Raw genomic sequence first — 23224 nt, 5'->3', positions numbered from 1 at the left:
TACAAATTACACGGTTATAATCCTATTGCCTTGATTAAAATTAATATAGGGCAAATTTCGAGGGCACAAAAGTACAAAAACAAATAGACTTTTGAAAATCGATGATGAGATAAAATATTAACCCCTGCCCTTATGAACTGAAAAGCAAAGATCACGCCTAACAGTATAAAAGAGATAGCAATGTAGTATGGGCCATATTTTAAGGGGGATAATGCGAATGCTATAACCAGTGGAATGAAGATTAAAGAGAGGTTAAAATAACTCAAATATAATATTGTAACATATTCATTAACCGGCTTCTGAATGTTAAAAAGGTACCCTAATATCCTTAAAATAACTATTTTCATGATGTATAAAACCACAATAAGTATAGAAATGCTCAGGTAAAACTGGAAACCTGTACCTGGAAAAGAGATGTGATAAAAGCCTGAAACAAGGTAAAAGAACATTCCTATTGTAAAGCCAAACTGAACAAATAAGAGTAAAAAAGGCCACGATGTAAACAGGTTATCTTCCTTATTAAGATTGTTCAAAACCCTGTTACTAAAAAAAGATTGCACAATTGTTTGTAACTGTTTATTAAAGGATATTTTTAACACTGCAAACAAAACCAAAAGCAAAGCTACAATAGCCGGCACCCAAACTGAACCTTTTGGTACTGGTTTGCCCAATCTGTATTTACTTACCTTCATCGTGGTAAGCTCTTTATATCTGCTGATAAGATTAGAACGACCCACAACATTTGCCTTAATTATACTATCCATAATCATGTGTTTATGGACCATTGAATCTGGAAAAAGCCAACTGTGGGTCATTATAGAATCCGTAACAAATTGCTGACGGGCAAGAAAAGCCGGATCTTTTACAAATTTACGTTTGTAAGTTGTTGTTACAACAGAATCAACAGTCTGCGGTACTATCTGTGCATAAGTCCGGCTATAGCCTAAGGCAAAAAATAAGGAGACAATTAGTATAACACGACTCAAATTCATCGCCCCAAATTTAGATAAAACTTTTGAAGATCATGCCAATAGCATCTTTAATGAGACCTAGCTGGATCGCTACTAGTTCGAGACTAGTTCGAGACTGCTTTGAGACTGCTTCGGGTAAAGGTACCTTTTTTCCGAAGCAATCTGCTCTCAGTCCTTATTCTGTCTCGATTTTGTCCAAGCCCGGCTACCTCCGTGCATGCTCTGAGTACAGAGCCGGATTATAACTTTTTCTGTAGTATAAAAATGTTTATCTTTAACTAACCCTATATTGGCTAAGTATGGATCCCTACAACTCGGTTGTTAAAAAAACGGCCCCAACTGAAGCGCTTCAGGCTTTTGTATCTGAATATGTTTTCAGGATACTTACTGTACCAAAACATGAACCTGTGGTTAAAGCCATGCCCTTACGTGTAATGGGCTCTATTGATTTCTTTTTGGGCGACAGTTTCGAAACGATTAACTGCAATTCTAATCAGACTGAATCTTTTGCAAGATGTACCATTCGTGGTCCGCGTACACATAAAAAATATATCATTGCAATTAGTGGTCATTTTGTTTCGTTCACTATCAAATTTAAACCTGCCGGTTTGTACCGATTACTGGGTATTCCGGCAAATCTTTTTTGCAATCAGGCTATTGATGGACAGCTGTTATTTGCCAGTATATTTAAAGAAATAACCGAAAGACTGATGCCTTGTAGTGACATTAATGAGTGCATTGAAATTGTAGAGCCTTACTTGCTACAAATGGCATTAAAACACGCCAAAATTTACCCCTCTAAAGCGGTAAATCAAATGACAAGCCTGATTTTTAACAATAGAGCACCTGTATTTTTGCCTAAGGTATCGCTATCAGACAGGCAGCTGGAAAGGAATTTCGCAAAAGAAATTGGCACTACCCCCAAATTATATAGCAACATGGTTCGTTTTGAAAACCTGCTGCATTATAAAATTAATTTTCCTGATAAAAGCTGGACCGAAATAGCTTATGAGTTTAATTACTATGATCAGATGCATCTTATAAAATCCTTTAAAAAATTTCTTGATGTTACTCCAAGCGACTTTCGTGCTGGAAACTTTGCTATTTAATCAATTTTGAAACATCATTTTATGCTTAATATTCTAGCAAAGATGTCGTTTTTTTACTATTAAATTCAATTGCGCTGCTTGAAATTTGGATGTGCTTTTATTAAACATCCACCCATGAAAACTCATCAATCGCTATTATTACCAACGCTGATATTGTTGGGATTAGGAATGTTGATGTTGCTTACAGTAGCATCAATACTAAGCTGATCAGATGTTAATATGACCTCTGCAAAAAAGCTTAAATGATTCTATAACTTTTGAAGTTCTGCCATGCAGCTGAATAAACTGGAAAGTGCGAAACATCTCTATTCCTTTGATATCTACAATACTAAGTTCGTTCCTTTTTAGTTCACCAATAATAGTTTGCATGGATAAGAAAGCTGCAGCTTCTGAATGAAGAAGGTATTGTTTAATACTGACATTACTTTCTAGCTGCAGTTCAATTTTGAGGTCTTTTAGGTTTATGCCGACCTCGCTTAGTGCCTTTGATATAACATCCAGTGTACCAGAGCCATGCTCCMTAAGCACCAACGACAAGTCCAGTAGTTGCAGCGGAGTAATTTCGCCCTTGCGGGCTAGTGGGTTGTCAGACTTTGTGACCAAAACCAATTCATCGTCACTAAATTTTTCATAGTTTATCTGTGGATAATGCATCTGCCCTTCTACCATTGCCACATCTATTTTACCATCTATTACCAGTTGTGTAATAGATTCCGTATTCCCTCTGGTAAATGTAAATACGATTTCGGGATAAGCTGTTTTAAATAAAGCAAGGATTTTGGGCATGAAAGTTTGTGCCAATGTTGTGCTTGCCCCTATACGAAGGTTACCCCTTAGGCCATCACTTAACTGAGCCAGGTCGTTTTCGATAAGTAAATAAATTTCAAAGATTTTCGCGGTATGCTTTAATAAAACATTGCCCGCTGCTGTTAAGGAAATATGATTCCCGTTTCGAACAAACAAAGCAGTATTTAGCTGTTTTTCGAGCTCACGAATATGTCTGGTTACGGCAGGTTGCGTAATAAAGAGTTCGGCAGCTGCTTTGGTAAAGCTCAGTTTTAGTGCAACTGTTTGAAATACTTGTAACCTGAAATCGAATATCATAGGCACAATATATAAATATCCATAGAATTATGTAATGACCTTTAATAACTTTTTGTTATGACCTATAACTATAAACATCTTTTGCATTGGCTTCATTAATGCCATCTTTGGATAACACACAAATGAAACCTTATGTTAACTAACCAATTAAAACTCTTCGCTATTATTAGCACCACCGCCTTAATATGCAGTTGTAACGAACCGGGCAAGCACATACAACAGCATAATTTAAGCGAAACAAAACCCACTCCAGTTGTTAAAGATGTATGGCAGGCTCCTGAAGAGCACACTATACCAAAAAATTCCAAGGGCGAAATGATTCGCTATGGTAAAGATTTGATTGTAAATACCTCTGCCTACTTTGGCCCTAAAGGAAGATTGGGTAAATTTACCAATGGATTGAATTGCCAAAATTGTCATTTAGATGCAGGCACCAGGATATTCGGTAATAACTATGCTGCTGTGATGAGTAGTTACCCGAAGATTACTGCTCGCTCAGGGAAAATAATCAGCCCCGCAGCACGAATTAAAGGTTGTTTTGAGCGTAGCCTGAATGGCACAATGCCAGATTCTGCATCCAAAGAAATAAGAGCAATGCTGGCTTATATGGAATGGCTTAATCAGGGTGTTAAAGAACCTGAAGGCATGTATGGAAGGGGTACAGAAAAAATAGCCGTGCTGGATCKCCCTGCCGACCCTAAGAAAGGCGCATTGCTATATTCCTCAAAATGCAGAAGCTGTCATGGCGAAAATGGAGAAGGTATTGCTGCAGCTGGAGGCAAGACCTTTGTTTATCCACCATTGTGGGGTAAACTAAGTTATAATGATGGCGCCGGACTTTATCGCCTCTCTAACTTTGCGGGTTTTATTAAGAACAATATGCCTTTTGGTGCTTCTTACAAAAATCCGATATTAACAGACGAGGAATCATGGGACATAGCGGCTTTTGTTAACTCGCAGGCACGTCCTCACAAAGATCAACACAAAGACTACCCCGATTTAAAGAAGAAACCTGTAGATGCTCCATATGGGCCCTACGGAGATCAATTCTCGGAAAAACAACACAAATATGGCCCATATCAACCAATTAAAAATGCACACAAAACAAAAACATAAATGAAAAATCTAACCAAGTACATCTTTGCAATATTTGCAATCTTATTATTCACTGCCATCAAACCGGCCATGGCTCAAAACAGTCAGGAATTTCAACCGGCAAAAAGCAAGAACAAACAATATTATGCGCTTTATGCATTAAACAGCGGTGATGAGCAAAAGATAGCCGGAACATTAAGAAATATTAAAAACGCGTTGGAAGATCCGCGCTTAAAGGGAAAACTTCATATTGAGCTTATTGCCTTTAGCGGAGGCGTAGCAGTGTTCGATAAAAAAGGTCCCTTTAAAGAAACTTTACTCGATTTAAAATCTCGTGGAGTAGATCTTGTTCAATGTGAAAATACAATTAGGGAGCGCAAAATTGAGAAGAGCTCTTTGTATGATTTCATTAACTATGCGCCGAGTGGTAATGGTGAAATTATTTTGCGCCACTATGAAGGATGGGCAATTGTACATCCATAAATATTCTTTAAAATGAAGGTTTAACCCAACAATAATGAGCAAATTAAAACTAATCATATTTATACTAACAGTAGTATTTTTTAACAACACTACTGTAATGGCTCAGGATCATCGTTTCGATCCGCCATGGAATACACCTCCCGATTCAAAGGTGAAGTTTACAATTCCCGGGATTGATAATGTCCCTGATATTTATGGCGACATAAATGACCCTCAGCTGGTTGTATTTTTTGCCGGCAACCAGTTTATGGTTATTGATGATTTGATGAAATCATTTAAGCTTAAATACCCGCAGTATACCCGGGTGCTTGCAGAAACCCTTCCTCCTGGTATTTTAGCAAAGCAGATTGAAGCAGGTAGCATTGTTATTGGCAACATGCGGATAACATTAAAGCCAGATGTATACACTGCCGGCAAAAGCAGAATTGATGAAAGTAAGGACTGGTTTAGCAGAACTGGGCTTTATGCTAAAAATAAACTGGCTATAATGACCCGAAAAGGAAACCCAAAGCAAGTAAAAAAGCTGGCTGACCTGGGCCGCAGCGATGTGCGTGTGAGCATGCCTAATCCTGAATGGGAAGGAATTGGAAAACGCATTGAGGAAGCTTATAGAAAAGTAGGTGGAGATGCGCTTAGAAACACCATAATGGAAACTAAAGTGAAGGATTCGACAACATACCTTACTCAAATTCATCATAGGCAAACACCCATGCGCATTTTATATGAGCAAAGTGATGCAGGGCCTGTTTGGTATTCTGAAGTACATTATCAGAAAATGATTGGTCACCCGATTGAGTACATTGAGATTCCCGAAAACGAGAACATCAAGGCTCAGTACTATGCCGGTCAGCTTAAAAAAGCGCCGCATCCTAAAGCAGCTAGAGATTTTATGGATTTTCTTGTAAGTAAAGAGGCCCGTGCCATTTACAGCAAGTACGGATTTGAACTCCCTTAACCGGGAGTTCAAATTTTATTAATTTTCTTCTTTAAGCGGGCTCACTTTAATGGATTTGAATTTCACTTCACCATGCTTGGAGTAAAACCATAAAAACCCGCCTCTTTGTTCTGGAGTACGGTTTACAATGCATCTTTTGTTGTCAATTGAAACATCTATAATATCGTCTTTCACTATTATATCAAGCTTAATGGTTTTGTTTAAACCGCTAACAGCTCTGATCATTGTATTACCAAGGCTTACGGTTTGATTATTTGGTGAGAAGTTTAGTCGGTAACCAGCCTCTGCTTTTTCGCGTGATCTTAAGTACAGTCCATACTCATCAACCGAACCAGCTGTTTCTATTTCCATAGTAATCCGGCTATTTAATGGAATAGCCGCTGCATGGGCTGCTCCTACTCCATTAGGTGCTTTAATTGAAATACTGTTTTTGCTGACAATAGAAGCGTGCAGATCGGCAACCAGATCAGGTTGAATCTCTGTTCCAGTTTCAGGGATCATCTCGGTCGGGAACTTTGAACTTAGTGTCCCGTCTGCTTCCTGTATAATTTCGCGAAAGATGGCATTGCCGCCAAACCTTTCTCCACCATCATCCTTGTTTTGATCTCTAGAAGGAATCCATGCGGCTGCAATACGTCTGTTGTCTTTAAACTCAGCAGTCTTAACAACATTTGTCCACGACTCATTGATGGTTTGGTAACGGGGCTCTTCCCAAGGGCCATAAGGACTTTTAGATTTTACGTAATAGGTATCTCCATTGTCGCCATATACCAAATAATACCAGCCATTCCATAAGAAATAATCCGGGCACTCTGGTACTGATGATTGTCCGGTTAATACCGGGTCAAGTACAATCCAGTTCTTTAAATCTTTAGAAGTAAGGTGTACCAAAGCGCCTCCGGCATGCCTCAATACAGAATTCTCTTGCCAGCTGGATACAAATAAATGAAACTCTCCTGTTTTCTCATCAACAAACGCCTTTGGGTCCCGGAAATCTCTTTTGCTATAACCCGGAGCTGAGGTATAAAACGGGTTTGGTTTTTGCTTGTCGAAGTTAACACCATCAGGGCTTATTGCGTAACTCAGCTGTTCGTTTACCTGTCCTTCCTTGTTGACTAGCCGTGTTGCATAAAAAGCATAGTATTTATTTTTATAATACACGATGGAACCTGTACAGATGGATTTTTCCCACTCCTCATCAATTCCAAGCACTACTGGATGTTGCTTCCAGGTTTTTAGATCTGTTGTGGTACTTAAAACCCATTGATGGCCCCCTAATCCTTTAAGGCTTGCATGGTGCGCGGAGTCTAGAAGCCAATAAAACGAGTAAGTGCCGTTTCGCGAAAAAGGCATGCAATCACCAACAAACAAATCACCTTTAGGCCTCCAGTATTGAAGGTTCTTAGTGCTTTGAATTTTAGGATCGTACCGCACACCAAGCTGTGCCATAAGGCTATTGGTCGCAAAAACGATTAGCATTAATAGTAAACATCTTTTCATATGTGTTGTTTAAAGTAAGGTTCTTATTTAGTTTTACCTAAAGCCATACCAATAAGTTGTAGCAGCACAGTCGGCTTCGCCATGTGCCCAGCCCAACATTTCCAGATCATATTTAAAGTCTGTTTTAAAAGTTACGCCATCAAGATTCCTTGTTCTGGTAAAAGTATTGTGACCATAAGAATCTTCGGTATCGGCCCGAGGTGCATTGGCAAAAGGAGATTGATAAAGCACCACTGGAGCCCATGAAGTATTGTAATAATCTTCGGCTCCTGTGCCAAATTCTGAAGGGAAGGTTTCGCCGTCTACATATAGCTTCTGATCACCCTCACCATACCAGGTATGCATGTGATTGAATACTGCAAAACTATCTCCAAGGAAGATGCCTTTGCCTTTAATTTTGCTAAGCTGCCATTCAATAGCTCCGGATGTCTCATCCCATTTCTTTATCGGAACCTTTTCTGAAAACTTCCAATGTGCATGAAAATACATACTGTTACTATTCCATGAATAAGGCTGACTGATTGCTTTTAATGTGATGGAAACCGACTGATCGCTCTGGTTTTCTAATGATACAGTAGCAGATTTCTGATAAGGCATTGTCCACCTGGATATAATTTTTCCATCGCCAGTAACAGTTCTATACCAACTTTGCAAAGGCCTGCCACCTACTCCTGATCCTGAAAAATCACCTATCGGACATTCAACACTTTGCTCGCCATCAAACTTGATCTTAAGTATGGTTGATCTCAACAGCTTCTCTAGACTTTGATTATCCTGCGTTGAAACTTCAATGCTTAAGAATTTAACTGCATTTGTTCCCTTGGGCAGGTTTACAGATGCCGTTTGCTTTGGCAGAATAGTTTGATTTATTAATGACTGTTTTCCTTTACTAACATTAACAGGATTTAAAAGCTGCGTGTTAACTTTATCTAGTAAAGTGGTTAAACTCCTAGCCTCCTTTAAACTAAATGTTCTGACGGTTGTACTTGGGTCATATTTGCGGAAATTGATTTGATAATATCTGGGTTCCTTTATTTCGGGTTGTGCATCTTCCCAGGTAACCTTACAGTGTTTTGCGTAAGGCATGGGTAGATAAAGTGTACTGCCTCCTTTTTCTAATGGTTGATAACTGGAATGAGGGATTAATAAGGCTGGGCCCGGTTTTAGGTCGATCTTCATCAGATCGTAAGATGGTATAACAATTTCCGGTATGGGATTGTTATCAAAATAAATTCTCAGTTTGCCCGCTCTTTTAAAAGTGGTTAGCCAGAAACGCACCAGTGCACCGGGGCCTTCCTGATCGAGCATAACATATTCTTTATGCCCTTCATTCTGCTCTACCCTTATAAATTGTGAGTTATCGCCATTGGCAAACCATCCTGGTTTATCCGGCGAAATGGAATGACGATCGTAACTGCTGGCCTGCCCTGCACTGTAATAAGGCTTGGGCCAATAAGTAACAGCATTAAAATCTGTCATTTCTTTAAGCAGTGAGGCTGTGGATACCGTTTGTGCGTGTCCAATAAATCCGCCAGCTATCAATAATATTATTAAAAAACCTGTTGTAAATTTTTGCATATGATTAAATCGCTCTACTTTTTACCAGAAAAATCAACCTGCACAGTATTCTTAATTGGCTTTATCCTGAAAACTGTTTTATCATCTGGCTTACTAAAGGTACCTTTAATTGCTGTAATAGAATAGTCCATTCCTTCAAACTGGCAATCAATTTTATTGGCATTGATTGCTTTAAACGGAAGCACAGCATTTTCTGCAGCAGTCATATCCAAGAACCAGTTGATAGGCTTGCCACCTTTAACACTTAATGTCATTTGCCTTTCATCAATATCCATAACCAACGATGCACCCTTGTCTTTTAAAGGCCATATGATGTGTAATTTTCCTGTAGCCGGGCTTTCGATGACAGGATTCCCTCCTTCAAGCAATACTTCTTTGCCATTCTCCAGGGCTTTAAAACGCATACCCGCTATAGTGCCGGGCTTACTCCAGATATAACCGTCTACAAAAGGAAGTGTAAAAAAAGAGCACTCATTAGAGGTTGCTTTATCTTTGGTATAAACAGAAGGGAATTCCTCATTAAACAGGTGAATATCACGAAAGTTTAAAGATCCGTTTTCCCACAATAAGTTAACCCTATAGAACCTGCTGTTGAACCACACAGTTTTCCGGTTGCTTCCCGGAAGGTCTGTATTTACTGTAACAGAAGTTGCCGGGGTTACTTTATAATTATCTTTAAACCACTGTCCGGATTCTGCCAATGTTTCTACTTTTACTTTGTTCTCGTCTCTAAGTTTTGCAATTAACGGTAACTGAATCTGAAAACCTTTTGACATTGCATCCCAGGTAAACGAATTCTCCTGACCCGCCTGAGTGTAGGCAAATTCCATAGACTCTCCTTCAACAAATTCTTTAAAGAACCAGTTTACCCAGGTAGAATCTCCTCCGGCATCAGGATAAACAGGCTCAAGTGTAATTACCCCTTGTCTGTCGGTACCTAAACCATTGTCGTATTGACGGATCGGATCGCTTCCAAGCATTCTGAAAATGGGAACAGGTAATTGGTTCTTTTCATTTTGTGCCGGCATGTACGAATTTATTTTGCTTGGGTAATAAGCCTGATTCCAATAGCCACCCCATAAGGTATAGCCATCTGTACCTACCTGATCTTTACAATTGCTGGAGGCTATAATATGATATTTTTCGTACAGGTAATTTAAGGTATGAGAATCAATGAACCAAGAGCCTACGGATTTAGGATAATATCCAAATATGCTTTTAAAATCGGCCATGTACACATCGGCCAGTTTCTCACGCTCTTCTGGAGAATACCCTGTAGAAAAACCAATATCCGCATGCCAGTCCCAAGGATAACGTCCACGCCATTTCAGTCCGGCTTTCTCTACCATTGGTTGTGGAATTTCCCACCATGCACCAATTTCGAAAGCATCCTTAGGTAGGCTTTTTAGCAGCTTTTGATAACGGCTGTCCATCAGTGCATCATACTGTAATAGGAAAGTCCCACCTAAACGGTACTTCTTCATCATTTCTACTTGCTTAACTACCGTTTGATAAAGCACATCCTCAGTAATCTTTGGATCTCTGGGTTCTAGCAAACGGATAAAATTCACAATATTGATGATTTTTGGTTTTGGTTTTTCTTTGGTATGACCAGAAAATGGACTTGCAATACCTGCAAGGAAGCAAAGTAAAAAAAGGAATCTTGTTCTCATTGGAATATAAATGGTTTTCATCATTACCACAAATTTAACGCTATGAAATCCTTAGCCATCCTGTACTGTTCTGGCCTGATAAGCAAGTATCAAAAAGTATAAAGAAAATGTTCTTTACTATAAAAGCGCTATTTTGATTTACGGTTAGCTTTGATAGATATACCCAAAATTTATAATGATGAGATTTATCCTACTACTTTCCTTTTTTCTGTTCCTTTTTCAAGACACCTGTTTTTCTATTGAAATAGAGAACCGTGATATTAAGCATAATGTTAGTGCCAAAACAATTACAATCACTGTTCCTGATAAAAAAACATCAATTACAATTGATTATTCAAATGGCTGTGTAATTAAACAATTGAGTTTAAATGGGAAAAATACGCTTTCTCCGTCAGGGGTTTATACAGGAATCAGAACAAGTAATGCAACCTTTTCTTCGGCCGATGATAATAAGCATATCACGCTTACTAAAAACGCGAATGGGATAACGTTAAGTGGCATTAGCTATGGAAATGGCACAATTTCAGTGAAAGAAGTGTGGGATTTCAAATTGAATGGCAACAAGATAATTTGGGATATCACACGTGATTACAATAATGCTGCTAGTCTGGAAGATATGGCATTTCCTAAATGGAATTTTACTGACCTATCTGTTTGGAAAGGGGGAATTATGGATAATGGTGGCATGGTTTGGTGTAAATACCTTAAACAGGTAAACGATACGTATGGCGTGCATACAGGCGGAGTAACTTTCTGGAATACCGAATCTGGAGATGCATTGCGTATTACAGCAAAAACTGATAAAGGCAAGGAGATTGCTTCAAAGTATTCGCATAGCGAGAAAAATGAGTTTACCTGTACGCAATTAGTAACAGATACACAACTGAAACAGCGATACGACTTAAGCAGGTTTGTGTCGGGCAAGGCCGATGTATTTGCTCCTTTTGAAGTTAAAAAAGGAAAACTTAAAGTAAGTTTTGAACTGCAATATGTGGATTATAACCGCGAATATTCAAGGGGAACCTTGGCGGGTATTGATGCCGTGGCAGTACGGGAACTGCTAAACACAACCGGGCGATATGGTGTAGTAGATAACAATATAATAGGTGCAAATGGCTGGTTAACGAATTGGAAATGTTTGCATGAGCCTTTCTTTGCACAGATCGGGATGGCGGTAAATGACCCGAACTATACCAACAACATGTCGGCAACACTAGATCAGGAGCGGGACCAGGCCATGCTTGGTGATGGCCGTGTTTTATCGCGCTGGCACAATGCTGCTGGTGATGAGATACCGGGAACATATAATTCTAAGACCGGATATTATGAAGCAATGTGGGGCTATACAATAGACTCTCAAACAGGCTACGTGATTAATACCAGCGAGCAATTTGATTTAAACGGAAATGTTGATTGGTTGCGGTCTCATCAATTGAGTGTAGAAAAAGCCTTGGATTGGCTGATCAAACGCGATTCGAATAATAATGGGATTTTTGAGATGATGAATGATGGCATTGCCGATAAAAAAGCAAGCGACTGGTTAGATATTGTGTGGGCAAGTTTTGAGAATTCTTTTGTAAATGCACAGATGTATGAAGCATTGACCCTATGGTCTAAATGCGAAAGGATATTGGGCAACCAGCAAAAATCAGATCACTATTTGGCCATAGCTTCGCGCCTAAAAACCGCTTTTAACAAGCCGGTTGAGGAAGGTGGATTTTGGTCGGCGGCTAAACAGCAGTATGTATATTGGCGAGACAAAGATGGCTCTGTACATGGCGATAATCTGGTTACACCAGTAAATTTTGCGGCTATAGCGTTTGGTATATGCGATGACCCAAAAAGAATAGCGTTGATCCTTGATCAGATAGAGTACAGATCTAAAGCTGAGAATCTTTTTCACTGGCCATTGTGCTTTGATTCTTTTAAAAGAGAAGAGGTTAGTGAGGGCAACTGGCCTTTCCCAAAATATGAAAATGGTGATATATTTCCAACCTGGGGATACCTTGGTATAAGGGCTTATGCTAAATACGATAAGGCTATTGCACTTAAATACATCAATAACTTGCTGGACCAGTATAAAAAGGATGGGCTCTCTTCTCAGCGGTATAGCAGAACTACTCAACTTGGATTGGGTGATGATATTTTGGCTGGCATAAGTACAAGTATTACAGCTTTATACAGGGATATTTATGGAGTCAGGCCAAAATGGAACAGGATGGGATTGGAACCGAATATGAGTAGCACGCTAAATGGAACCAAATTCTCTTATACAAACCGCAACACAGTTTATAACCTGGAACTGAGCGTTAACAACTATTTAATGCGCACCAATGGTTTTTCAATAAAAAGCAAAGAGAGCTTTGGTGCAAATAAGGCAGGTAATATACTTACTTATTATCCGCACAATGACGATGTGATGTTGCTTCAGATTAATTCCGCAAGCAATCGTAGCATAAACATGGAGATTAATTCATGGGATGCTAATGCATATTCATGGACCGTTACCTCGCCTGACAAATATCTATTTACAATCAAGGGGCTGGCTCCTGGCAAAAAGTATGAATTAGCTATAAATGGAGTTGCTAAGCATTTTACATCAAAAAATGACGGTAGCTTTTCAATAGAGCATACTTGCAAGTCGACCACTAAATTTGCGGTAAAATAACCTTACATATGTAACAGCATTAAAGTAAAAATACTGGTTTTCAGTGATTGACCAGACAGATCTCACTGATTAAATTTAATTTCTAAAACTTTAGAGCGTAAAAATCCAAATAAATATTACTGGTTTTTACAATTTTCGTTTAAGTCAAGAGTTAAATTATGAGTAAAACTACTGACCAGTTTAGTGAATATGTGAACACGCTTTTCCTAGAAAATGCGACGAAAGAAGCGCTTACTTCTCCGGATTTATATCATTCGCATAGCTTTTATCTTAACTTAATTCCCCTTCTTACAGAGAATGGGAAAAATGATATTAATATACCGGCAGCCAAACTTGAAAAATTAGGCATCGCCAGCTACCTTTATTTTAGGGCACTATTGGTTTATGACCATATGACTGATAGCCAGACGGAAACGACAGAGAAGAAAACAAATCTTTATCTTTTTTTTAGTTTTTTCGAGAGATCAGCAGCAGAGCTGGGGAGGCTGTACGAGAATAGCAATCCGTTCTGGCAGTACTTTGAAGCCTGCAAACTAGAGTACTTCAACACCACCTTGTTAGAAAAACAATGGTCACAAAAAAGACCCGCAATTACTGAAGCAGTATTTAAAAAAATTGCTTCCGGTAAGTCTGCAGTATGTAATGCCATTGTTTATGCATTGAATGGATTGATGCCTAAGGATTTTCAGCATACTCCTGATTGGTTAGAATGTCTGCAGCACTTGCATATCGGATTTCAATATCTTGATGATCTCGACGATTTTAAAAAAGACGGAATAGAACAACAATGGACATATACCCACAGCCAGGTTGAGGAAGCAATTAAAGATCAAGGGCATAATCTATCGGCGGTTTCAAGTGACGCTAAATACCGCTATCTCTTTCTTTCAGGCATAGCTGTAAGAAATTTAGAGAATGCCATTGATCATTTTCGGCTTGCAAAAACAATAGCTGCAAAAACACAGCTTCACAGGCTTGTGACATTTATCACAAGCAAAGAAGAAAGATGCCGTAATCAGATACGGGAGATAAGTCTGCTTATTGAGAAAACAAAGGACAAGGCCAAAAAAAGCACCGATCATTTACAGGCCAGAACAATACAGCACTCAACCACTGCAGGAATAGATTTTATGGCGGGCTCCTTACAGGAGGATGGTTACTGGCGCGATTTTCTGACCTCGGCCGGCTTTGGCAGAGATTGGATTACAGCTTATGTTGTTCTGCAGCTTTCGGATATACCCGGGAACGAAGCATTGATAGCAAAAGCATCAGAACAATTACTTTCCCGAACCGGAGCGGCGTATAATGAAAATATCATCGCTGACGCGGACTCTATTAATTTTTTTATATGGATGCAAAATAACAGGGGGGTAAATGTACCGGAGGCGACCGTGGTTAACTGGCGCTCGTTTATGCATAGTAATGGTGGGTGGGCGACTTATAACAATGAATTATCGCTGCGGGAAAAGCTCGGTTTAGACAAAGGTGTAAGCGTTGCAGGTTGGTTAATGCCTCATAACTGTGTGTCGGCTGTAGCTGCCTGTGTATTATCTTTTATGGAAATCAATGAGGCTTATGACGATACAATTGGTTATTTACTCAAACAACAACACGATGAAGGATATATTTCATCGTACTGGTGGACAAGTCCAATCTATGCCACCTCATTTAGCCTAATGGCACTTAGTAAGACAAAGAAATATGCAGATGCTGCGGCAAGGATGGCATGCTGGTTAAGTAATATACAAAACTCAGATGGTTGCTGGTATAATCCTGCCGTAAATGAGCCCAGTGCATTGTATACCGCGCTAGCCATGAAAGCACTACTACAATTCAACGATAAGCACTATACAGAAGAGATACAGAAAGGTGCAGAATGGCTTTTAAGAAACCAAACCGGCGACGGTAGCTGGCCCACCAACCGGGTATTGTTACTTCCGGCAACAAATGTTATCCAGTTAGAAACTGTTGAGCAATGGCGTAAAAGCTCATTTGGCGTGAATGTAATAATAGACGATCATAATCGTGTTTTCACTACGGCTACAGTATTAAATACGTTGCATTTGTACGAACAAAAATATTCCCTGATCCATGCTAGTTAAAGACCTCTCTCTTTCAGAAACAGACAATAGCCGATGGGTATTAAAAACCATGGATGGCCGCCATATGCTGCTTAATCAGGCAAGCGCGACGCTAGTGCAGCTACTTCAGAAACATCATGATTATGAAGCAGCTGTACAGGCCTTTAACCTGCATTTTAATACAGACCTGAGTACCGAAACATTTCGTCAGCTTACAAAGGAAAAGCTGTCCGGCTTTCAAATACTAACAGAAGAAGAAAATGGTAAAGTTCAGAAAAAGGGGAAATACCTGCATCTGCAAGTGCCATTTTTTTCACCTTCGGTAGCAGGAGCTTTGTCGGCCCCCTTTCGTTTCCTGTATTCACCACGTTTATTTTTCGTGTTGATCAGTATACTTGCGGGAGTAGTTGCCTGGATATTGATTAGTTATCCGTCGCAGCAGGCCTTCGAATGGACAAATGTCAACCTGTTACTTCTCGCCTGTTTGGTTTATCCTTCGGTGCTTATACACGAACTTGGGCACATCGCGGCCTCTCGTGCAGCGGGCGTGGAACACGGGGAGGTCGGTTTTGCCTTTTATCTTATTTTTCCTGTGTTGTATTCAGATGTAACCAACATTTGGCAGGTGCCTAAAAAGCGTCGTATTATAGTAAATCTGGCGGGTGCAACCAATGAACTCCTTTATGCTGTTTGTCTGTTTCTGATTTTTTATTTTACAGGCAACAAAACCCTGCTAACCGCCTTTTATCTCATCAATCTGAAAATATTGTTCGAACTGAATCCTTTTGTGCGTATGGATGGTTACTGGGTATTTTCAGATATTACCAATACACCAAATCTGCTGCCAAAGGCAAACAAACTGGTGAAGGACGTTTTCGGAGCAGTTTTCTCACGCAGCAAACATCTGCCGGCTGCGTTTAGCCGAACAGATAAATGGCTAATTATTTACGGTATGGCTAACACTGCTTTTATTCTGATTTATATGGGATTTATGCTTGTAAGCCACTTTGATAGTATAATTCATTTTCCGGCTATCCTGTTAGATCTGTTTATGAAAATGATAAGAATGGAACTTTCATTCAACAACTTGAAAAGTGAATATCTTTTTGTATTTATTTTTTATTGGTTAGTGGGKAGGATGTTATACCATTTTATTTTAAAAAACTCGCGGGTTACGTCAGCAAAGCTAGGCCGGGTGGCTTACTGATGTCTATTTAATTTCATCCGGTTTACCTATTAATTATTTACTATTATGAAAAATTCAACCGAAGAATTACAGAGCTATCAGCCAGAGTTGGTTAAAATGTTCGAAGTAGAAGAGCTTGAAGAGAGAATGGAGTTTGCAGCGTGGAGTCTTTCTGCTAAAGCGAGCAATGACGGCTGGGAAGCGAGTGCTACCGTTACCCTTTAGAGGTTAACAACCTACAATAGGAGCATGGTATTGCGCAATACCATTGCTCCTATTTTTATTTCTTATTTTTATCTCTATGCGATTTTATCAGATTCTTATTCTTTATTGCCTTAGTTTTATTTTTTGTACGCCAGCACTTTTTGCCCAGGCAAATCAAGGCATTAAACTGCATGGAACTGTTGCAGATTCAACTAATAAACAGCCCTTGCCCAATGCAAGCATTTACAATGAACAGGCTCAAAATGCTACCATAAGTAATGATGAAGGCGGTTTTGAGATTTATGCAGATGCCCTTCCTGTTACATTAAACATATCTTACGTTGGTTATCAAACACAAAAAATTACGGTGACAGATCCCACGCAACAGTTATCGATAGTGCTTAGTCCTGCATCCATCAGCCTTGACACGGTGTTGGTTGGCAGAGACAATGCAGTCCAGCTGATCAGGAAAGCATTTGAAAAGGTGTATGCCCATGCTACCAGGAAGTATTACGGCAAAGGATACATCAGACAGTTCACTAAGGAGGGTGATACCTACACCGGCATGCAGGAAGCTATATTTAACGGCCAATGGCAGAGTTTTGCCATGACTGGCTGGCAACCGTTACAAACAAGGTATGCTAATCTGGAGAAAAGTATGATCAGCTTTACAAACTTTAGCTTCTTTAGCTTTATGTCTACGGGATATTTACCAAGTAATGTGGTACGAAAACCAGTAACGAAAAGACCGGATTCTCTATATGATTGCCGTATCAGCCAATATATAACAGGAAGTAATATGCATGAAATTGCTGTGATTATGTGCACGCCTAAAACTAACAAGACAGATAATATGTTCGTTGGAAAGATATTCATTGATACTGAAAATTACGACGTATTGAAACTTGACGGGAAGATCGTTAACTTTTCATTTGACCTGAGTGGTCCACTAAAATTAAAAGACACAGAAGTAAATACTATAGTGAACTTTAAAAAGACTGCAGATGGTGCTACTGTTCTTGATTTTGCTGATATTAAATTCACCAGCAAAGCTGCATTTGGTTTTGTGACGGCTAAGAAATTGTTTTATGATGCAAAGATCTTAATGTACGATTATGATGATACGCTTTCGAAAGAGAAATACATGACTATCACACCAAAGACCGACGATGTGGGGTTGATGAAGAACATTCCATACAACAGTGAGAAATGGGATGGTAATACTATGATCTCACATACTCCACTGGAAAACGAGATTATAAGTTCTTTTGAACGTCGTAAACTAATTAGTAATTACCTTCGCTGATCGTGCCAGATTAATCTCTCTATTGTACACAAGTCATTTTTATACCTTATTTTTGCCAGATGTCCGGCATTTATATCCATATTCCTTTTTGTAAGAAAGCCTGTAGTTATTGCGACTTTCATTTCAGTACCTCTTTAAAATACATTGATGAGATGACTGATGCCATATGCGAGGAAATTATTCGAAAAAAATCCAGGATAACAGATCAGGTCGGTACTATTTATTTTGGGGGTGGAACACCATCAGTACTTCCATCAAAAGGTTTTGAAAAAATATTTAATACCATAACTAAACATTTCTCTGTTTCATCGGATGCTGAGATCACTATTGAGACTAACCCTGATGATCTTGATGCAAAAAAGATCAGCGAATTAAGGCAGTTACCCGTTAATAGATTTAGCATAGGAATACAATCTTTTTTTGATGAGGATCTGATATGGATGAACAGGGCCCATAATGCAGGCGAAGCTGAAACCTGCATAAAACGCAGTCAGGATGCAGGATTTGAAAACCTGAGCATCGACCTTATTTATGGCTATCCTTTACTAACAGACAACAAATGGCTAAGCAATATTAATAAAGCTATTGAATTCCAAACACCACATATTTCGGCATATTCATTAACTGTTGAGCCACGCACTGCACTTGCAAGTGCAATAAAAAAAGGCAAACAAACGCCTGTTAATGATGAACAGAGTGCTTCTCAATTTATTACACTTATTGACAAACTAAAAGAAGGTGGTTTTGAGCATTATGAGATTTCGAACTTCAGCAAACCAGACAAGTACGCCGTTCATAACACCAATTACTGGCGCGGGATTCCTTATTTGGGGATAGGCCCATCTGCTCATGGTTTTAGCGGTAAAACACGATATCTTAATATCGCAAATAATACAGCTTACTTAAGCGAATTGCAAGCTGGAAAACTCGCCGAAACGATTGAAGAGCTTAGTCTTTACGATAGGTTTAATGAATATATTATGACCTCATTAAGGACAATGTGGGGTACAAGTTTAACTAAAATTGAGTCTGATTTTGGCAAGGTGTTCTTAACGGACACTATTAAAAATATAAAGCCTTTTATAGAAAAGAAGTGGTTAGAAAATCAGAGTGACCAGCTTGTTTTAACGTTAGATGGGAAATTGTTTGCAGATCATATCGCATCTGAATTGTTTATAACAGAAGATGATCACCTTAAATATTAAGTAATGAATAGTAAAGTTGTTTGGATTACCGGCGCATCCTCTGGAATTGGCGAAGCTTTGGTTTATGAATATAATAAAGCAGGCGCAAGATTGATCATATCCTCACGCAATCGTGATGAGTTATTTCGGGTTAAAACGAACTGCAAGAATCCGGTAAACATTCATGTATTGTCCTTAGATCTTGAAAATACAGCCACCTTAAGCGGAAAAGCCGAAGAGGCTATTCGTATTTATGGTCATATCGACATTCTGATCAATAGCGGTGGAATTAGTCAGCGTGGATTGGCTCTGGAAACCGACCTCGAAACTGAACAACGTTTAATGAATGTTAACTTTTGGGGAACAACCATCCTAAGCAAAGCAGTGCTGCTTAATATGATTGCAAATGGAGGTGGTAATATTGTTTGCATAAGCAGCCTGGTTGGAAAGTTTGGCACAAAGATGCGCTCTGCTTATTCAGCATCGAAACACGCATTGCATGGATACTTTGATTCACTTCGGTCTGAAGTGTATGACAAAAAGATAAACATTACAATTATCTGTCCTGGTTTTATTAAAACGAATGTTACGCTTAATGCATTAACGGCAAATGGTACACCGCAGGGCACCATGGATGCTGCACAGGAAAATGGTATGTTAGCGGAAGATTGTGCCAGGAAGATCGTTCAGGCAGTAAAACTAAATAAGGAGGAAGTGTACATTGGGGGTAAAGAAGTGAAGGGAGTTTTGTTTAAAAGATTGTTCCCTTTAAGATTCTCTAAATACCTTAGAACTGCGAAAGTTACCTAACACTTCACCAGCAATCTGCAAGATGATAAAAATTGCAAACGTTTGCGCAATCATTTCAAAATCAGAACAAAGGGAATAGAAGCTAAAAAAGGGAGCGTAAATTTACGCTCCCTTTTTCTGGTTATTTTATTGGGTTTATCCAGTAAGAATATTCATGTTTTACAAAAGGAACTCTGTATTCCTGTAAAGGCATAGAACCCCAGCTATCGATTCCTTGTACACCACTTTGGATCAAATCCATGTGCATGTAAATTTTATCGCGCTTAACAAGTTCGCCTGAATGATACTGCTGTTTCTCTTCTTCCGGGTCAAGATCATCCAATGAATATGGAAGTGCTGAGAAGCTCAATAAGCTATCGGCCATACCAAAGCTTAACCCTTTTCCTTTTTTATCTGTAAAATTCACCCAGCGTACATCTGTTTTATTACCGCTTTCCTGTGGACGCGCATATGGGAAATACTGCTCATCAACAGTTTGACTATACAGGCCAATAGAGGACCCTGTTTTACGATCCCAATAGGTTTCTCCAGGGCCGCGGCCATAGAAATTTATTTTACTAAACTCTTTGCTTAATTGCAGATCATTACCGATACGCTGCATTAGCGGATACTTTCCTTTAATGGCTGTAAACTTGTTGTCTACTTTAACCACTCCATCTGCCCTTACTGTAAATGTCTGCGTTACAGAAGCATCACCATTTACCAGTTCTTTTGTAAATGTTACAGTCACATCACCCGCCCCATCTTGTTTAAGATCCGCCATACTTAGTTTACCTTCTGTATAAGCATTGCGCCACTTCCTTAAGCTACTGTTAAAACCTGCACCTATATCATTATCTGTAGGTGCACGCCAGAATGCCGGGATTGGTCCTTCGGCAAGCATTTGAACCCCTTTAATACTATAGCTGCTCATAGTACCCGCTGCCATATCAAAAGCTACAGAAAAGTCTTTGCCTTTTACAATAGCTTTACCTGATTCTTTTTCTATCAATAGCTTGCCATTAGCAGTTGCTATTTTAACAGGTTGGGCTGTACCGTTCCATGCAAATTGTTCTGCTGCGATGTTATATCCCGCCGGTAAAAACGGTTCTTCCTTTTTAAGGTTATAATAAATATTTAAAAAGTATTCTGCTCCTTCCTTAACCTTGGTTTTAATTGGTAAGCTGATCTCCTTTTCTGTTCTTGGATCAATATTTAAAGCACTTATATTACCTTTCTCTATAGCCTTACCATTTTCCAGAAGTTCCCATGCCAGCCCAACGTTATCAAGGTTTTTAAAGAAATAAGAATTATTGATGCTGATATTATTTGACCCGTTATAAGCTGTTTTAATATACTGATATACCTTTTTTACCTCAACAGCCATTGGTGTCATTCCTCTGTAATTGGTAACAACACCTTTTACACAAAAATCATTATCACTAAAATCCTGATTAACGGGACCGCTTAATGGAAAATCTCCACCATATGCATTAATGCGTTTACCATTTTTAACCGTATCAATTGCCTGATCTATCCACTCCCAAATAAAGCCTCCCTGTAAATTAGGCTGGCTTTCTATAACGTCCCAATATTCTTTAAAGTTACCCAAACTGTTGCCCATAATGTGCGCAAATTCACTCATAATAAGGGGTCTGTCTGGTTTGCTGTTAGCATATTCCTTAAGCCAATTCGGATCTGGATACTGAGGCACAATCATATCTGTATTGTAATCTTCTTCTGCGCGTTCGTATTGTACCGGCCTGATGTCATTTGACTTTAACCAGTCGTAACCCTCATAAAAATTAACCCCATTTCCCGCTTCGTTTCCAAGCGACCATGTGATTACCGACGAATGATTTTTATCGCGTTCATACATTCTTTTAATACGCTCCAAATGAGGAGCTCTCCATTGTTTATCATTACCCAGTGTATATGCCAGATCGTAATAGCGACCATGAGATTCTATATTCGCTTCGTCAACAACATAAAGACCGTATTCATCACATAACTCCATCCAATATGGATCAGGAGGATAATGAGAATGCCTAACTGAGTTTACATTCAGCTTTTTCATCATCTCCATATCTTTTCTCATATCGGCACGGGTAAGTGTATGCCCTTGGGTTGCATTATGCTCATGACGATTAACACCTTTAAAGAATACCCGCCTACCATTTACCAGAAAGTTATTATTTACCAGTTCTACAGTGCGGAAACCGATGCGCTGAGGAATAACCTCCAGCACTTCTCCTTTTTTATCTTTAAGTGTGATGAATAGTGTATACAGATTTGGTGTTTCTGCAGTCCATGCTGCAACATTTTCTACCTGTGTATTAAAGCTAACCGTACTTTTAAAATTTCCAAGAGCTGTTTTAACCCCTTTTGTTTCATCTTTGTAAACAGATTTACCTTTAGAATCTACCAAGTCTAATTCTATAGCGAAGCTATCAGGCTTGCTGTGCATGGTTTTATTGTCTATTCTGTAATTGTCTATTTCGGCAGTAAATGAAAGAACCCCATTTTTATATGATTTATCCAGTGTTGCAATTGCTTTAAAATCTCTTACATCTAATTTTGGTGTAGCATACAGATAAACATCTCGCTCAATTCCCGAAATACGCCACATATCCTGGCACTCCAAATAACTTCCATCACTCCAGCGGTACACTTGCAAAGCAACCAGGTTTTCTCCGGGCTTTATATACCTGGTAATATCAAATTCTGCTGCAAGTTTACTGTCTTCGCTATAGCCTACTTTTTTACCATTTACCCATATATAAAACGCGGATTTTACAGCCCCGAGATGAATAAATACCTGGCGGCCATCCCAATTTTGAGGCAGACTAAATTTTTTACGATAAGACCCTACCGGGTTATTATCTACTGGAATATCAAAAGGAGGATTCATTTTAGCGCCGGTATTTTTACGGCCGGCAAATTCGTATGGCTGATTTACATAGATAGGCAAGCCATATCCATTGGTTTCCCAATTGGCAGGCACTTTAAAATTATCCCATTTGCTATCGTCGAAATCTGTTTTAAAAAAATCATCCGGACGCTTATGCGGGTCCTGTACCCAATTAAATTTCCATTGGCCATTTAAGGTTAAAAAGTAATCGGATTTTTCTTTCTCTCTCTTAGAAGCCAGATTTTTGTTTTCAAAAGCAAAAGCTGATGCTCGCATTGGCATTCTATTAACTGAGACTACTTCGGGGGTTTGCAGTTCAGACGGCAATTGCTGTCCAATTACAGCCGAGGTAGCCAATAATAGAGATAGGGTTGTTAAAAAAGTTCTCATTTGTATTCTTAGATTGTATTATCCACCCTCGAACCTA

Annotated in this window: 17 protein-coding genes; 11 read left to right on the top strand and 6 right to left on the bottom strand. The window is 39.1% G+C overall.

Annotated elements, in window-relative coordinates; translation table 11 throughout:
• Positions 1-14: 14 nt before the first annotated feature.
• Positions 15-992: a DUF4271 domain-containing protein gene (locus AC1DDK_RS14640; protein WP_172661679.1), complete on the bottom strand. Its 978-nt coding sequence runs from the start codon at positions 990-992 to the stop codon at positions 15-17.
• Between the two features lie 278 nt (positions 993-1270).
• Here AC1DDK_RS14640 and AC1DDK_RS14635 point away from each other — a divergent pair, with 278 nt between their 5' ends.
• Entirely contained in the window at positions 1271-2080 is an 810-nt protein-coding gene (locus AC1DDK_RS14635; RefSeq protein WP_172661680.1) for a helix-turn-helix domain-containing protein, read from the top strand.
• Between the two features lie 207 nt (positions 2081-2287).
• On the opposite strand, the gene AC1DDK_RS14630 is transcribed toward AC1DDK_RS14635, so the two are convergent.
• Complete coding sequence (locus tag AC1DDK_RS14630; protein ID WP_477633963.1) at positions 2288-3184, bottom strand: LysR family transcriptional regulator; 897 nt, start codon at positions 3182-3184, stop codon at positions 2288-2290.
• Positions 3185-3316: 132 nt separating this feature from the next.
• On the opposite strand from AC1DDK_RS14630, the gene AC1DDK_RS14625 reads away from it, so the two are divergent.
• Genes AC1DDK_RS14625 through AC1DDK_RS14615 form a run of 3 tightly spaced genes read left to right on the top strand, consistent with a single transcriptional unit; the run spans position 3317 to position 5717 of the window.
• Entirely contained in the window at positions 3317-4300 is a 984-nt protein-coding gene (locus AC1DDK_RS14625) for a c-type cytochrome (RefSeq protein ID WP_477633962.1), read from the top strand.
• On the top strand, positions 4301-4762 hold the full coding sequence (locus AC1DDK_RS14620; RefSeq protein ID WP_172661683.1) for a DsrE family protein: 462 nt from the start codon (positions 4301-4303) through the stop codon (positions 4760-4762).
• Between the two features lie 34 nt (positions 4763-4796).
• On the top strand, positions 4797-5717 hold the full coding sequence (locus tag AC1DDK_RS14615) for a molybdate ABC transporter substrate-binding protein (RefSeq protein WP_337717321.1): 921 nt from the start codon (positions 4797-4799) through the stop codon (positions 5715-5717).
• Between the two features lie 18 nt (positions 5718-5735).
• Here the strand turns inward: AC1DDK_RS14615 and AC1DDK_RS14610 are convergent, their stop codons facing one another.
• The 3 genes from AC1DDK_RS14610 to AC1DDK_RS14600 are packed head-to-tail and all read right to left on the bottom strand — an operon-like array spanning position 5736 to position 10492.
• Positions 5736-7217, bottom strand: a complete 1482-nt coding sequence (locus AC1DDK_RS14610) for a family 43 glycosylhydrolase (protein WP_337717319.1) — start codon at positions 7215-7217, stop codon at positions 5736-5738.
• 33 nt (positions 7218-7250) lie between these two features.
• Positions 7251-8795, bottom strand: coding sequence for a glycoside hydrolase family 172 protein (locus AC1DDK_RS14605; RefSeq protein ID WP_172661686.1), 1545 nt, complete (start codon positions 8793-8795; stop codon positions 7251-7253).
• Between the two features lie 14 nt (positions 8796-8809).
• Entirely contained in the window at positions 8810-10492 is a 1683-nt protein-coding gene (locus tag AC1DDK_RS14600; protein ID WP_216854413.1) for a hypothetical protein, read from the bottom strand.
• A 151-nt stretch (positions 10493-10643) separates the two neighbouring features.
• Between AC1DDK_RS14600 and AC1DDK_RS14595 the strand changes: the two genes are divergently transcribed.
• From AC1DDK_RS14595 to AC1DDK_RS14565, 7 genes are all read left to right on the top strand, one after another.
• Positions 10644-13136: a glucosidase family protein gene (locus AC1DDK_RS14595; RefSeq protein ID WP_337717317.1), complete on the top strand. Its 2493-nt coding sequence runs from the start codon at positions 10644-10646 to the stop codon at positions 13134-13136.
• Positions 13137-13294: 158 nt separating this feature from the next.
• Positions 13295-15238 (top strand): prenyltransferase/squalene oxidase repeat-containing protein, encoded by a 1944-nt coding sequence (locus AC1DDK_RS14590; RefSeq protein WP_288883898.1) that lies wholly within the window; start codon positions 13295-13297, stop codon positions 15236-15238.
• Positions 15228-16424 (top strand): site-2 protease family protein, encoded by a 1197-nt coding sequence (locus AC1DDK_RS14585; protein WP_288883899.1) that lies wholly within the window; start codon positions 15228-15230, stop codon positions 16422-16424. The genes AC1DDK_RS14590 and AC1DDK_RS14585 overlap by 11 nt, the downstream gene beginning before the upstream one ends.
• Before the next feature lie 45 nt (positions 16425-16469).
• Complete coding sequence (locus AC1DDK_RS14580; RefSeq protein ID WP_172661689.1) at positions 16470-16628, top strand: hypothetical protein; 159 nt, start codon at positions 16470-16472, stop codon at positions 16626-16628.
• Positions 16629-16704: 76 nt separating this feature from the next.
• Positions 16705-17913 (top strand): carboxypeptidase-like regulatory domain-containing protein, encoded by a 1209-nt coding sequence (locus tag AC1DDK_RS14575; RefSeq protein WP_288883900.1) that lies wholly within the window; start codon positions 16705-16707, stop codon positions 17911-17913.
• Between the two features lie 59 nt (positions 17914-17972).
• Entirely contained in the window at positions 17973-19118 is a 1146-nt protein-coding gene (gene hemW / locus AC1DDK_RS14570; RefSeq protein WP_288883901.1) for a radical SAM family heme chaperone HemW, read from the top strand.
• Between the two features lie 3 nt (positions 19119-19121).
• Positions 19122-19907, top strand: a complete 786-nt coding sequence (locus AC1DDK_RS14565) for an SDR family oxidoreductase (RefSeq protein WP_172661692.1) — start codon at positions 19122-19124, stop codon at positions 19905-19907.
• A gap of 121 nt (positions 19908-20028) precedes the next feature.
• Here the strand turns inward: AC1DDK_RS14565 and lacZ are convergent, their stop codons facing one another.
• Complete coding sequence (gene lacZ / locus AC1DDK_RS14560; protein WP_337717315.1) at positions 20029-23187, bottom strand: beta-galactosidase, LacZ type; 3159 nt, start codon at positions 23185-23187, stop codon at positions 20029-20031.
• Positions 23188-23224: the final 37 nt, after the last annotated feature.

It is taken from the genome of Pedobacter sp. 05T44 (assembly GCF_056395985.1).
This window is presented reverse-complemented; position numbering and strand designations above follow the sequence as displayed.